Annotated in this window: 10 protein-coding genes; 5 read left to right on the top strand and 5 right to left on the bottom strand. The window is 62.7% G+C overall.

What is annotated here, in order from left to right; translation table 11 throughout:
• The first annotated feature begins 82 nt into the window (after window positions 1-82).
• The 3 genes from FJ428_RS10045 (at window position 83) to FJ428_RS10035 (ending at window position 5214) form a co-directional block, all read left to right on the top strand.
• On the top strand, window positions 83-1444 hold the full coding sequence (locus FJ428_RS10045; protein WP_140524387.1) for a cytochrome ubiquinol oxidase subunit I: 1362 nt from the start codon (window positions 83-85) through the stop codon (window positions 1442-1444).
• A gap of 11 nt (window positions 1445-1455) precedes the next feature.
• Window positions 1456-2460, top strand: coding sequence for a cytochrome d ubiquinol oxidase subunit II (locus FJ428_RS10040; protein ID WP_140524385.1), 1005 nt, complete (start codon window positions 1456-1458; stop codon window positions 2458-2460).
• Window positions 2461-2601: 141 nt separating this feature from the next.
• Window positions 2602-5214: a mechanosensitive ion channel family protein gene (locus FJ428_RS10035; protein ID WP_140580284.1), complete on the top strand. Its 2613-nt coding sequence runs from the start codon at window positions 2602-2604 to the stop codon at window positions 5212-5214.
• A 226-nt stretch (window positions 5215-5440) separates the two neighbouring features.
• Here the strand turns inward: FJ428_RS10035 and msrA are convergent, their stop codons facing one another.
• The 5 genes from msrA to FJ428_RS10010 form a co-directional block, all read right to left on the bottom strand.
• Complete coding sequence (gene msrA / locus FJ428_RS10030) at window positions 5441-6166, bottom strand: peptide-methionine (S)-S-oxide reductase MsrA (RefSeq protein ID WP_140879371.1); 726 nt, start codon at window positions 6164-6166, stop codon at window positions 5441-5443.
• A 133-nt stretch (window positions 6167-6299) separates the two neighbouring features.
• A complete protein-coding gene (locus FJ428_RS10025; RefSeq protein ID WP_140728750.1) occupies window positions 6300-6578 on the bottom strand; it encodes a hypothetical protein in 279 nt (92 codons plus the stop codon).
• Window positions 6579-6698: 120 nt separating this feature from the next.
• The gene (locus tag FJ428_RS10020; protein WP_140879370.1) at window positions 6699-7403 is read right to left on the bottom strand and encodes a DUF1223 domain-containing protein; all 705 of its coding nucleotides are present in this window, start codon (window positions 7401-7403) and stop codon (window positions 6699-6701) included.
• A gap of 312 nt (window positions 7404-7715) precedes the next feature.
• Window positions 7716-8087, bottom strand: a complete 372-nt coding sequence (locus tag FJ428_RS10015) for an endonuclease domain-containing protein (RefSeq protein WP_140491726.1) — start codon at window positions 8085-8087, stop codon at window positions 7716-7718.
• 178 nt (window positions 8088-8265) lie between these two features.
• Complete coding sequence (locus tag FJ428_RS10010; RefSeq protein ID WP_140879369.1) at window positions 8266-9345, bottom strand: TadE/TadG family type IV pilus assembly protein; 1080 nt, start codon at window positions 9343-9345, stop codon at window positions 8266-8268.
• Between the two features lie 210 nt (window positions 9346-9555).
• On the opposite strand from FJ428_RS10010, the gene lepA reads away from it, so the two are divergent.
• Window positions 9556-11361, top strand: a complete 1806-nt coding sequence (gene lepA, locus FJ428_RS10005) for a translation elongation factor 4 (RefSeq protein ID WP_140514160.1) — start codon at window positions 9556-9558, stop codon at window positions 11359-11361.
• Between the two features lie 452 nt (window positions 11362-11813).
• Window positions 11814-13799 carry a helix-turn-helix transcriptional regulator gene (locus FJ428_RS10000; protein WP_181167262.1) on the top strand — a complete coding sequence of 662 codons (1986 nt, stop codon included), beginning with the start codon at window positions 11814-11816 and terminating at the stop codon, window positions 13797-13799.
• Window positions 13800-14433: the final 634 nt, after the last annotated feature.

The following is a 14433-nucleotide window of genomic DNA, read 5'->3' as shown; positions in this document are numbered from 1 at the left end:
TCCGCCTCGCGGCGGGACGCCGCTTTGACCGGCCGGCCCTACAAGCCTATTCTCCGCTTATTAGAAGCAGCCGGAGCCCGCCATGGACCCGCTCATCCTTTCGCGCATTCAGTTCGGTGCGAATATTTCGTTTCATATTCTGTTTCCAGCCATCACCATCGCACTCGGCTGGGTGCTGCTTTTCTTCAAGCTCCGCTACAACGCGACCAATGATTCGGCCTGGATGCGCGCCTATTTCACCTGGGTGAAGGTGTTCGCATTGTCTTTCGCCATGGGCGTGGTTTCCGGCGTCACCATGAGCTTTCAGTTCGGCACCAACTGGCCGGGCTACATGGAAACGGTCGGCAACATCGCCGGGCCGCTGCTGGCCTACGAAATCCTCACCGCCTTTTTCCTCGAGGCAGCCTTCCTCGGCATCATGCTGTTCGGCTTCCGCCGCGTTTCCAACCGCATCCACACGCTGGCGACCGTGCTGGTGGCCGGCGGCACCACCGTGTCGGCCTTCTGGATCATCGCGCTGAACTCGTGGATGCAGACGCCGGTCGGCTTCGAGATGCGCGACGGCGTCGCCCACGCCGTCGACTGGTGGGCGATCCTCTTCAATCCCTCCATGCCCTACCGTCTCGTCCATATGCTGCTCGCCTCCGGGCTTACGGTATCGTTTCTCATCGCCGGCCTGTCGGCGCTGCGCTACCTCAAGGGCGACCGCTCGGAATCGATGTGGAAGGCGCTGCGCACCGGCGTCTTCACCGCCGCCATCCTCATTCCCATCCAGATCCTTGCCGGCGACCAGCACGGCCTGAACACGCTCGAGCACCAGCCGCAGAAAATCGCCGCCATGGAGGCCAACTGGAACACCGGCCCCAACGTGCCGCTGGTGCTGTTTGCCATTCCGGATGAAGCGGCCAGGGAAAACAGGTTCGAGGTGACCATTCCCAACGGGGCGAGCTGGATCCTGCGGCACAGTGCCAGGGGCGTGGTACCGGGACTCAACGACTATCCCGGCAACCATCCGCCCGTCTTCCCGGTGTTCTGGGGTTTTCGCGTCATGGTCGGCACCGGCCTGTTGATGCTCGCCGTCTCCTGGTCGGCCGCCTTCTTCCTCAAGCGCCGTCATAGCCTGCCGAGGCCGCTGGCGTTGCTCATGGTGCCGATGACCATCTCCGGTTGGGTGGCGACGCTCGCCGGCTGGTATACGACGGAGATCGGCCGCCAGCCCTGGCTGGTGACGGGCGTGCTGAGGACCGCCGACGCCGTCGGCCCGGTGGCCGGCGGCCATGTGGCGCTGACGCTGGCCGTCTATCTCGCTCTCTACGTGCTGTTGCTGATCGCCTATCTCGGCGTTCTGGTGCACCTGGCGCTGAAGGCGGCCAAGGACGGCGACACCTCGCCGCTGCCGGGCGTGCTCAACAAGCCGATGTCGCAGCCCGCGGCTGGCGAGTAGGAGACAGAGAAATGACCTATGACTGGCCGACCCTGCTCCCCCTCATCTTCGCCGGCCTGATGGGCCTCGCCATCCTGATCTATGTCATTCTCGACGGCTTCGATCTCGGCATCGGCATCCTGTTCGCGGCGGCCGAGGACGCCGAGCAGGACACCATGATCGCCGCCATCGGCCCGTTCTGGGATGCCAACGAGACCTGGCTGGTGCTGGCCGTCGGCCTTCTGCTGGTCGCCTTCCCGATGGCGCATGGTGTCATCCTCAGCGCGCTCTATATCCCGGTGTTCGTGCTTCTGGTCGGCCTCATCCTGCGCGGTGTCGCCTTCGACTTCCGCGCCAAGGTGGCGACGGAGCGCAAGCATCGCTGGAACCGCATCTTCTTCCTCGGCTCGCTCATCGCCTCGCTGGCGCAAGGCTATATGCTGGGCGTCTATGTGCTTGGCCTCGACTTCGGCCTGGGCGGCATGGCGTTCGGCGTGCTGGTGGCGTTCTGCCTGGCGGCGGCCTACGCCGCGATGGGGGCGGCCTGGGTCATCTACAAGGCCGAAGGCGACTTGCAGAAGAAGGCGGTGCGCTGGCTGCGCACCACATTGGTGCTGACCGCGCTCGGCATGGCTGCCGTGTCGCTGGCCACGCCCTTCGCCAGCCCGCGCATCTTCGCCAAATGGTTCGTCCTGCCCGAAATGCTCTATCTGTCGCCGCTGCCGATCCTGTCGGCGCTGCTGTTCCTGTGGCTGTGGCGGCAGACCTCTCATCTGCCCAGGCCCGACGACCGCCATTCGCTGACGCCGTTCCTGACGCTGGCCGCCATCTTCGCGCTGGGCTTTGCCGGGCTCGCCTGGTCGTTCTATCCGTTCGTGGTGCCCGACAGGCTGACCATCTGGCAGGCGGCTTCCGCACCCGAAAGCCTGGCCATCATCCTGGCCGGCACCGTGGTCGTGCTGCCGATCATCATCTTCTATTCCTTCTATGCCTACCGCGTGTTCGGCGGCAAGGCGAGGGACCTGACCTACGATTGAAGGGCCAGGCGACGGCGCGAAATCATCGCCTCCGCCTGCCGCCTGTCGCCTGCCGGAAAGACAATATTCATCTTCACGCGGAATAACCTTCCGCGACATGCTGCGGCCTGATGGCAGCGGTCCGAGAAGAAGGGCAATGCAATGCGCGGTGTCCCGGTTGCCTCGATAGAACACGATCCGCAGGCGCGGCAGCGCTACGCAGTTTTCCTGGGAAAATCGCTACGCCGCTTTCCTGGAATTGCTCTGGTCCTGATCCGCCTGGTCACGCTGATCGCCGCGCTTGCGCTGGCCGGCCTGCTGCCTGTCATTCAGCCCGCTCATGCCCAGCAGACGGCCAACTGGGCCGGTGTCTGGGACACCAAATGGCGCGGCGGCGGCGCCCAGATCACCTTCGAGCAGGACGGCGCCGAGGTGAAGGGCGTCTATCCCCTGTATGGCGGCCGCATCGAAGCCAAGACCGAAGGCGAAAAGCTGTTCGGCCGCTGGTTCGAGGGCAGTCGCCAGGGCGAGTTCAGCTTCGTCATGGCGCCGGACGGCGCCAGCTTCATGGGCCGTTTCGAATCCGCCACCGCCGAATGGTGGACGGGCGTGCGCGTCGACGCCGCCGAGACCCTCAAGGTCGACCAGACCAGCCCGATGACGACGATGCGCTCATTCCTGCAGACCATGAACGAGAGCGGCGCCGACAATGTGCCGCGCGCCACCGGCGGCGGCATGGGCCTTGCCGCGCTGGCGGCCGGCCTTGTCGACGTCACGGAGGCCGATCGCGGCGGCCTCAACATGCCCGATTACACCAAGCTCCTGTTTTCGGTGATCGACAACGCCACCTTGCGCCTGTGGAACCTGCCGCATGATGCGATCCCCGGCGACGAGGTGACAGCCAGGCTGCAGCAATATGGCAGCAAGGTTTTCTTCGACGTCACCTTCCGCCGCAAGGCCGGCGAATGGTTCATCGTCGGGCCGCAGCTCGCCGTGCTGCAGGCCAAGCTCGCCGAGTTCCAGGCGGCGCGTGGCGAAGCCCCCGACATGGTCGACGATCCGGCCAAGCTCGCCTCGCCGCGCGACACGTTCAAGATGCTGCTCGGCGGCATCGCCGACCAGAATGGCGGTTCGACGCAAACGGCGCTCGACATGCGCGGTTACAATCCGGCGGTGCGGTCCGACGAGGCGGTTCTGCTCGAGAGCTATCTCAAGAAAGTCATCGACCGCATCGGCTACGTCTACTGGCAGGAAATTCCCGACGATCCCCAAAGCAACACGCCCTATGTGTATTTCGAGCACCCGGCCGGCAACATCGTCGTCGCTCCGGTGGGGACCGAGAAAGGCGGCAAGCTGTGGAAATTCACGCCGGAAACGCTGGCCAACATCCGCACGCTCTATGCCGATATCGAGGATGCGCCGGTGGCGCCGGAATTCACCGCCTTCGCCAGCAACGATCCCTTCTTCGCCACGAGGGGCCTTGCCCGTGAGATCAGCCCTGCCCTTTTGACCCGCGCCGGGCCGATCGAACGCTGGCAATGGCTGGGGCTCGGCATTGCCGTGCTTGCCGGCATCGCCTTCGGCTTCCTTGCCAACGCCGTCATCGTGTTCTTCGCCCGCCGCGGCAGGAGTTCGGGGCGGGCCGGCTTCTTCCGCGTCGTCGAATGGGCGGTGCGCTCGATCTTCCTCGGCCTGTTCCTGCTGTTTGCGCTGCGGCCGCTCGGCTTGCCGCAGGTGATCGCGGCATCCGCCAAGGCGGCGGCCTGGAGCCTGATCCTGATCGGCGCGGTTCCCGTCGTCTGGCACCTGATCGGCAAGATCGCCGAGCGCTACCGCGCCACCTTCAACGTGCCCGGCTACCACGAGACGCTGATCTCGCTGCTGACCGGCGTGGCGCGCATCGCCGCCCTGGTGGTCGCCTTCCTGCTCCTGGCTGAGGTGCTGGCGATCCCCTATCAGGGCGTGCTGGCCGGCCTCGGCATTGGCGGCCTGGCGGTGGCGCTGGCGGCGCAGCCGACGCTGCAGAATTTTCTTTCCGGCCTGACGCTCTATGCCGACCGGCCGGTCAGCGTCGGTGACTTCTGCAAGTTCGGCAGCCAGTCCGGCACCATCGAGCATATCGGCATGCGCTCGACCCGCATCCGCTCGGTCGACCGCACGGTGATCTCGGTGCCCAATTCCGACTTCGCCGGCATGCAGATCGAGAACTACGCCCATCGCGACCGCACCCGCTTCGCCACCACGCTGCAATTGCGCTACGAGACGACGCCCGACCAGCTGCGCTACACGCTGGCGGCGCTGCGCAAGCTCCTGATCGCTCATCCGCGCGTCATCGACGACCCGTGCCGCGTGCGCTTCGTCGGCTTCGGCCCCTATTCACTCGACATCGAGGTCTTCACCTACATCACGACCGCGGATGGCTCGGAGTTTCTCGCCATCCGCGAGGACATATTGCTGTCGATGATCGCGGTGATGGACGAGGCCGGCGCCCAGTTCGCCTTCCCGGCGCAGTTGGAATACAGCGCCGCCGACCTGCCGCTCGACCAGGAAAAGCGCATCGCCGCGGAAAAGCGGGTCAGCGCCTGGCGCGAGGAGGAAAAACTGCCTTTCCCCGATTTCAGCCAGCTCGACAGGCTGGAGCTCAACGACAGCCTGCCCTATCCGCCGCGGGGCTCGGTGCAATACCGCGAAGCCCAGGCTGCCCCGGCCACGGTCGAAGCCAAGGCCTCGCTGGAGAAGGCGCGCTGGAGCCTGCCGTGGCGGAAGAGGGTGTAGCCTTCTTCGCAGGAGGCCGCGATCCCTCGCGCCCCCCTCTGGCCTGCCGGCCATCTCCCCCACGAGGGGGGAGATTGGATGTCGCGACGGCTTTCGCCAATTTCTAACGTTGACAGCGGGGCGGGACGGCGAGGCCGCCGATCTCCCCCCTCGTGGGGGAGATGCCCGGCAGGGCAGAGGGGGGCGCCGTCCCGCCGACCTGTCGTTCTTCTCACCCTGCGAAGACTCAATTGCTGGCCGACAGCACCAGCACCGGCTTGTCGCTGTAAAGCTTCGGGAACAGCGTCTTCAAATTCGCCACCTTTGGCAGGTCGTTGTAGACGATGTAGGGATAGGTCGGGTTGAGCGTCAGGAAATCCTGGTGGTACTCCTCGGCCGGATAGAAGGTCTTGCCGGTTTCGATCGTGGTGACGATGGGTTTGCCGAACAGCTTGGCCTGGTCGAGCTGGGCGATGTAGCTCTGCGCGATCTTCTTCTGCGCCTCGTTCTCCGCAAAGATAGTCGAGCGGTACTGCGTGCCCTGGTCCGGACCCTGGTAGTTGAGCTGGGTCGGATTGTGGGCGACCGAGAAATACACCTGCAGCAGCTGGCCATAGGTGACTTTGGAGGGATCGTAGGTGATCTCGACGGATTCGGCATGGCCGGTGCGGCCGGTGCCCACGGTCTCGTAGACGGCGTCGTCCTTGGCGCCGCCGGTATAGCCCGAGACCGCCTTGGTGACGCCCTTGACGTGCTGGAACACGCCCTGCACGCCCCAGAAGCAGCCGCCGGCGAAGACTGCCGTCTCGCTGCCGCCCGCTGCCTTTTCATCCAGCGCCGGCGGCGGGATCACCACGGCATCCTCCGCCGAAACCGCTGGGGTGAGCCAGAAGGCGGCGCCCGCGACGGCGAGCGCGAAAGCTGCGAGCGCGCCGCGGACGAAGCCGCTCGAACGGTTCTTGATGTCGGTCATGGTTGCACTCCTCATGGCTTGCATAGGGTCCAGTCTATTGAATTAGCGGAGCCGGCGCGATGCGCGAGTTGCGGCGGAGGCTCACATTCTCGTGCGGCCCCAGCGGGTGCGTAACTCTCCGCCGCGGCTTGACCTAGTTGGCAGGCTTCATCGCATCCGTCGCCGGCTTCATCGCGTCAGTCGCCGGCTTCACGGCGTCCGCCGGTTTCATCGCATCGGCGGCGGGCTTCATGGCATTGGTGGCCATCGGGTCGGCCGGCTTCATCGCATCGGTTGCCGGTTTCATCGCGTCAGCGGCGGGTTTCATGGCGTTGGTGGCCTCGTCGGCCCGGGCGATGCCGCCGGCCAGCAATGCCGTCGAGCACAAAGCGAGCGCAAGCGCCGGCAGCGTCAGGCGGGAAAGAACGGTCATGATGGTCTCCTTGGTTGGGTGGCGCGCCCTCGCGGCGGCCGGCTGTTGCGGCGCCGCAGGCGCGGCGTTGCGCAATTTCTGATGGTCTCTCCCCGCAACCGGGAAGTTCCCGGAGGTAAGCTAATCGGCGGCGGCGGCCAGGATCGGCCCGCCGCCGGGCGATTGCACCAGCACCGCGGTGCTGAGGCCGTTGGCGGCCGCCGGCACGTCGAGCGTCGTGGCCTCTCCGGTCCAGCTTCCGAGCTTCTTCAGCGCATGCACGACATTGCCGTGCGGCAAGGTGCGGCCGGTATTCTCGCCGCGCGCCACGGGCACCTCGACGACGCCCCTGGCATAGCGCACCAGCCAGATGTCGGCCTTGCCGCCCGGCACGCTCCCCGCGCCGATGCTGGCCTTGCCGCCATCGAGCGACAGCGACGGTCCCTTGATGCGGCCGCTGGCCGCAATCAGCCGTTCGATCTCGCCGGGCGCGGCGCCGACCGCATCGGCATGGCCGTTGACCACCACCTGCGGCGTGAACGGCCCGTCACGGCCGAGCGGCGGCTCGTAGCTCACCTGGCGCTGCGTGAACTCCTGCCGGCCGAAAATGTCCTTCCAGCCGAGATAGTCCCAGTAGGTAACGTTGAAGGACAGCGCCAGCACGCCGGGCTGGTTCTTGACCTTGATCAAATTGGCATTGGCCGGCGGGCAGGACGAACAGCCCTGGCTGGTGAACAGCTCGACCACGGTAAGCGGCTGCGCCGCGGCCGCACCGAGCGACGCCGCGAGCGCAAGCGCGCCCAGGCTGGACATTGCGAGGAACCTGCTGCGTTTGGCTTGCGACATGGAATTGCTCCGTGGGCGACGGCGCCGCGATGCGCCGCTCATGTCCCCACTTCGCCGCCAATTATCGCTTCGTTACAGCGCTCACCGGTTTGTGATTGAGCGCCAGCGGGTTCTTCCTTCTCCCCCTGTGGGAGAAGGTGGATCGGCGCGCAGCGCCGAGACGGTTGAGGGGTGTTCCAGCGGAGTGAGACGTTGGCGTTTCCTGGAACAGCCCTCATCCGACCTCGCTTCGCCAGGCCACCGCCCGGGGGCGAGCCACGCGTCCCGCCCCGTCCTTCGGACCCCACAAGGGGAGAAGGGAAAACGGCGCCACTATCTCCAGGGCTGCAGACTTCTGTCCCGCACATAGGCGATGATCGTGTCGCAAACGGCATTCATCTCTTTCAGGACATCGTCGTTCCAGAAGCGCAGAACGCGAAAACCCCTAGCCTCCAGCTCGGCCTTGCGGATCCGGTCAGCATCCGAGTCCGCGTGTTGGCTGCCGTCGATCTCGATAATCAGCCCGGCTTCGAGGCAAACGAAATCGGCAATGTATTTTCCAAAAGGAACCTGGCGCCTGAATTTGATCCGGTCCAGTCTGCGGTCTCGCAGTTCCTGCCAAAGCCTGTCTTCCGCTTCCGTCATGTCACGGCGGAGCGAGCGAGCAAAGTTGCGCTTGGCGGGGGTGACGGGTTGGTGCGGCATGGCGCCAGACTAGTCGAACGCTGCGATCCGTCTATAGCCCCGGCGGACGGGACGAGGCCGAGCGCAAAAGGGCTGTTCCAGCGGAGTGAGGCGTTGGCGTTGCCTGGAACACCCCTCATCCGACCTCGCTTCGCGAGGCCACCTTCTCCCACAAGGGGAGAAGGAAGAAGCCGCAGTGTCACTGCGTCAGCACCGTTTGCGAGGGGCGCTGGTTGAAGTCGCATTTGCCCATCACGGTGTAGAAGAAGTCGGCGTTGACGACAGGCGCCGGCACGGCGGAGCCGCCGTCTTCCCAGGCCTGGTAGCCCGTCTGGCCGCACGGCACGGCGGTGAAGATATCGACGGTCTGGCCCGTGGCGATTTCGGGCATGTCGGTCGGGCTGGTGCCGATATAGAGCCGGTTCGAGGTGTTCGGGTCGTTCGACCTGAGCGTGGTCGGCTGGGCCGGTTTGGCCGTCGCGGCGGAAGGCACGTTCATCTCCAGATAGAGCTGGTCCATCTGGCTGACGTCGATGACCGCGCCGGTGCTGTTGGCCGGCGTGGTGGTGCAGACGGTCTGCCGCATGACGCCGTTGCCGTCGGTGCTGGTGATGGCGCCGGAGGGCGTGTTGTTGAAATTGGCGACCGCCGTGGTGTTGCACACCTGCTGCTGCACCTGGGTAAGCGTGGTGCCGCTCACGGTGGAGACGGTGGTGGTGCCATAGCCCTTGGGGTCGCCGCCCTTGTTGTAGACATAGCTGATCTGCATCAGCTTCTGCTTCGTGGTCGAGCCGAATCGCGTGCCGTAGAGATACATCGTCTTGTCCCACCAGCCCGACGCCTTCTCGATCTTGAAGGTGGTCTGCACCAGGGCCGCCGCCTTGTTGACCGCCGAGGTGACGCCGACCGGCACGGTGTTGATCCTGGCGATCTGCATGAAGTCGGTCGGCATGGCGAAGCTCGCCGAGGCCTGCGCCGTGGCGGTGCCGTTGGCCGCGATGGTGAAGCTCACCAGCGTGGCGGTGCCTTGCCCGCCATTGGCGGCAAAGGTGTCCTGTAGCATCTGCTGGCGGGTCGCCAGCGTCGTCGTCTTCGGCAGCGTGGTGATGGCCAGCGTCGCCGCGTCGAGCGCCTGCTGCATGTTGGACCGGGTCTGGACCGCCGATGTATAGTCGACCGAGAAGCCGACGACGGTGACCAGCGGCACCAGGCTGATGAAGACCAGCGGCATCATCGAGCCGCTGCGAGAGCGGGCGAACCTTCCTGCAAGCCCCGGCATTTTTTCTTACCCCAAAAGACGGTTACCTGCGCAGGAACTAACATGCGCCGGAAAACCGGGGTCTAAGAGGATCGTTCAAAGTTTAAGCACCCGGCCGTGCCCGCCGGCCGTTTCGGGCTTTTCCGCCCGGCTCACCGCTTTGTGATGACCGGGGGGCGCCTTGCGCCGCAAGCCTTGCCGCAGCAAGCCGCCCCTGCTAAAGCGCGCGGCATGAGCACGCCCCTCGACCACATCAGGAATTTCTCCATCGTCGCCCATATCGACCATGGCAAATCCACCCTTGCCGACCGCCTGATCCAGCTGACCGGCGGCCTGGAGCTGCGCGACATGAAGGAGCAGGTGCTGGACTCGATGGACATCGAGCGCGAGCGCGGCATCACCATCAAGGCGCAGACGGTGCGGCTGAAATACCGCGCCAACAATGGCGAGGACTATATCCTCAACCTCATCGATACGCCCGGCCATGTCGACTTCGCCTATGAAGTGTCGCGCTCGCTCGCCGCCTGCGAAGGCTCGCTGCTGGTGGTCGACGCCTCTCAGGGCGTCGAGGCGCAGACGCTCGCCAATGTCTACCAGGCCATCGACAACAACCACGAGATCGTCGTGGTGCTGAACAAGGTCGACCTGCCGGCCGCCGAGCCCGAGCGCATCCGCGAGCAGGTCGAGGAGGTGATCGGCATCGACGCTTCCAACGCCGTGCTGATCTCGGCCAAGACCGGGCTTGGCATTCCCGATGTGCTGGAGGCTATCGTCCACCAATTGCCGCCGCCGCGCGAGGGCGACGCGACCGCGCCTTTGAAGGCGATGCTGGTCGACAGCTGGTACGACGCCTATCTCGGCGTCATCGTGCTGGTGCGCGTCATCGACGGCGTGCTGAAGAAGGGCCAGACCATCCGCATGATGGGCACCGGCGCCAAATACCTGGTCGAGCGCACCGGCGTGTTCACGCCCGCCCGCATCAATGTCGAGGAGCTCGGCCCCGGCGAGTTCGGCTTCTTCACCGGCTCGATCAAGGAAGTGGCCGACACCCGCGTCGGCGACACCATCACCGAGGACAAACGCCAGACCGCGCACGCACTGCCCGGCTTCAAGCCGGCGCAGCCGGTGGTGTTCTGCGGTCTGTTCCCGGTCGACGCCGCGGATTTCGAGGACCTGCGCGCCGCCGTCGGCAAGCTGCGCCTCAACGACGCCTCCTTCTCCTACGAAATGGAAACCAGCGCGGCGCTCGGCTTCGGCTATCGCTGCGGCTTCCTCGGCCTGCTGCATCTGGAAATCATCCAGGAGCGGCTGGAGCGCGAGTTCAACCTCGACCTGATCGCCACGGCGCCATCGGTCGTCTACCGGCTGCTGCTCAACGACGGCTCGGTCAAGGAACTGCACAACCCGGCCGACATGCCCGACGTGGTGAAGATCTCGGCCATCGAGGAACCGTGGATCCGCGCCACCATCCTGACCCCCGACGACTATCTCGGCGGCATCTTGAAACTCTGCCAGGACCGGCGCGGCATCCAGGCCGACCTCTCCTATGTCGGCAAGCGCGCCATGCTGACCTACGACCTGCCGCTCAACGAGGTGGTCTTCGATTTCTACGATCGCCTGAAGTCGATCTCCAAGGGCTATGCCTCGTTCGACTATCACCTTACCGACTATCGCGAGGGCGACCTGGTGAAGATGTCGATCCTGGTCAATGAGGAGCCGGTCGACGCGCTCTCCATGCTGGTCCACCGCACGGCGGCGGAAAAGCGCGGCCGCCAGATGTGCGAGAAGCTGAAGGAGCTGATCCCGCACCATCTGTTTAAGATCCCGATCCAGGCGGCGATAGGCGGCAAGGTCATCGCCCGCGAAACCATCTCCGCCCTGCGCAAGGACGTGACCGCGAAGTGCTACGGCGGCGACGTGAGCCGCAAGCGCAAGCTGCTGGACAAGCAGAAAGAGGGCAAGAAGCGGATGCGGCAGTTCGGCAAGGTCGATATCCCGCAGGAGGCGTTTATCCAGGCGCTGAAGATGGGGGATTGAGAATGGCGGTTGGCGCGCATAGCGCGCCAAGTCATCGAGCCGGTGGATTGATGGCAGACTTTGAAAACGGGGAGTTGCCGGAGGCAGCGGGCCCCCCCGCCAGCGCGGCGCTGAAGCTGCGCAGTGGGGGCTACTCGGGAGGTGGCGGCGCGGGGCGATCTTCGGGCGCAGGCGATGGCTCTCCCACATCCGCAGCGATCTCTGAAAAAATTAACACCGATATTGCGAAGATGAGCAGAGCTAGTTCTGCAATATCTGATGAGTGTACCGCAGGCATATATTTCGAGCCCGTGAAATGAGCTGGCGCCCAGAGCGGTAGCAGATCGAACCTTGAACCCGCCATATATGACTCTTTATGGCGGATCGGCTCTATTGGGTAACAGTCAGCGCCATCCTAAGCCAAGAGATTGTGTTCGGCGGATTCTGCTGCCATGGTGCCTGAAGGGGGACCCATGGAAAAGAACGACCTTAGCGCGTTGGGAGATATTATAAAATCCCATCGTATGACTCATAAAATGGGTCGTGTTGAATTTTCTAATCGCGCTGGAATTACGCAAAGGACTCTTGCAAATATAGAAAACGGTCTGACGCGACCGCAAAAGGAAACAGTTGTTAGATTAGCTGTTGCTATGGGTCGTAGTTACTTAGATCTTATGGATAGCGCTACAACAGGTGGAAAAAATAGCCGCCTTGTTATCAAGGACGACGATGATCTAGTTCATTTGTTATCTGGAAAGCCTCAGTCCTGGGGTCAAGTTATATCCGTTAGAACTGCGCTGAGAGTCTTGCCAAACGTGAGCGATATTGGCCTTTCGAAGGTAGGCAAATCGAGTGGCGTGGAGAAGTTCCTAATCGCGCTGTTCAGATCCATGCATATCGCGCGGTTTACGTCCCGATATGGGAACCAGAATACGAAGCTTGCAGCTCGGGCTCGCGAAAGTCTTGATAGTTTGGCTAGTATAAAGGGGCTTCCACGCGTGGCTTTTGAAGCCGGTGGCGCTATATTTTGGGCGACAACGGCGAGGGGTCAAAAAATGGCACCTAACACCGTAGATTGGGCGGTACGTTCCTTAGGTGAGAAAGGGAAGCGGAGAGCCGATGACCTTTGGAGCGCAATCAATTCAGACTGCAATAAGTTAATCGAAGCGGATTTGGTTCCTAGGAATTTAGCATCCATAAAGTTGTGGCCAGAAGGTCAACCAATCTGGTTTATGGACATTTGGAAGTCTTTCCAAAGTATGCTTCATTCCCTTGGAGCTCACTGGTCGATTTGGGTCCATTTATATGAGAGTTGGCTCAACGGCAATAGAAGCTTAGGTCTGAGCGCCGATTTGGCAGAAGTATTTGACACTTTTATATATAATCAAAGTGATGCTTGGTGGGATAGACCGTCGGTTGAGATAAGCATTGATCTAGAACTCTTTGTCCGGAACTTGCTAGAAAGAAGGGGCCCTTCTGTGGGTCCATCGGAAGACGTTTACAGCGACGCAACTGTACTCACGCAACGACCCGCTCCACATCAATTTGGCGAAAGAGCCGGCTTAATATTTGCCTATCCGACGGTTTCCCGTCTCGGAGGCTCCGCAATTAGTCAAGATATTTGGCGCGAAACTGTTGAAAAAGCGAAGCGGACAGCTGAAAGGATGCGCCGCACGCAAGCACCGGCTCACGTAGTCGAATCGGTAGAGCGGTTGGTTTCGTCACTTGGGAAAAAGATTGAAGACGTATCTCCCGGCATACTTCTTATGAGAAGTAGGACCATCGAAGCAGACTTGGCGACGTTTGATACGGAACAAGCCAAAGATGAGTTAATGACCGATGCGCAATCCCTATTGCGCGACCTCGCTGCGAGTCTAGAGGATCTTCGAGCGCTTTTTCCCGAAATTATCGAGATCGAAGCCGCTCGGATCGCACAGAAGGTGGCGGATGGGTCGGCACTCCCTGCCTATGACAACGCCAAGCAGGTAATGAATGAAGCTAGAGCCTCGGATGTTGTCGATGGGTCGGCAATAGATGCTCTGGAGGCGGCCCTTATCGATATTGCCGAGGTTGAGCTTGTTATTGGTGAATCGTCTAACGATATTGTCACGGCTATGGCCGTTAAAAAACGAGCTGATCTTATCTCTCTTCATCTGTTGGATGTAAGAAATTTCTCGGCTTCCGTTCTGAAGGCATTCAAGCATTTGGGAGGAGATAGTAAGCGAATTCTCTCGCGAGGTGCAGCCGATGTTTCGAAACGGGCATATAAAGGTGCATTAGATGGAGTGGAAGAAGGTACCAAGGCCGGCGTCAAAATTGCTCTGGCGGCTTTGGTCACAAGTCTTGCTGGACCATTAGCCGGCCTGGCCGTCTACGTAGGCTCATTCGTAAGTCTCTCTAGAAAGGCTAACGAGGTGGCTGAGAAGATAGAGAGCGAAGAGCAAGGCTTAGACGTGTAGGCAATAGTTCGATCCGGATAGCGGGGTAGGCGATGACAGCGTCGCGGCCGACTTTCTGCCTTCTTCGCCGGCGAGACGCTGCTGATATCAGGCAATGCGGCGGGGCTGGTGACCAGCGTGTCCTCTTATGTCCGTGGCATCTCGCTTTGGGCGGCGGCATTGGTCATGGTCAGCGTGCCGAAGACCTTTTGTGCTCTGGATGCCGCTCACTGCCGTTGGGGCGCGCTTTAATTTCAGGCGCCGGCGCTGCCCCTCATCTGGGCTGCCGCCAGCTTCTCCCCGTAAACGGGGCGAAGGATGCTGTTTTTGCCGCTTTCGCCAATCGCCAACGTTGCAGGGATGAAGCCGGCGTTGCGGCCAGCTTTGCCTTCTCCCCTTGTGGGAGAAGGTGGATCGGCGCGCAGCGCCGAGACGGTTGAGGGGTGTTCCAGCGGGGTGAGGCGTTGGGGTTTTCTGGTTCGGTTGATTGTCGACGTCCGCGCCAAGCTTAAGCACCCCTCATCCGACCTCGCTTCGCGAGGCCACCGCCCTGGGGCGAGCCACGGGTCTCGCCCCGTCCTTCGGACCCCACAAGGGGAGAAGGAAGAACCAGCGTTGGCGCCGCCTTACCTGACGGTCGAGCGGCTAGCACTGG

This window comes from Mesorhizobium sp. B2-8-1 (assembly GCF_006440955.1).
Lineage (GTDB): Bacteria > Pseudomonadota > Alphaproteobacteria > Rhizobiales > Rhizobiaceae > Mesorhizobium.
The sequence above is the reverse complement of the archived record's forward strand: the minus strand, read 5'-3'. Positions and strand labels throughout refer to the sequence as shown.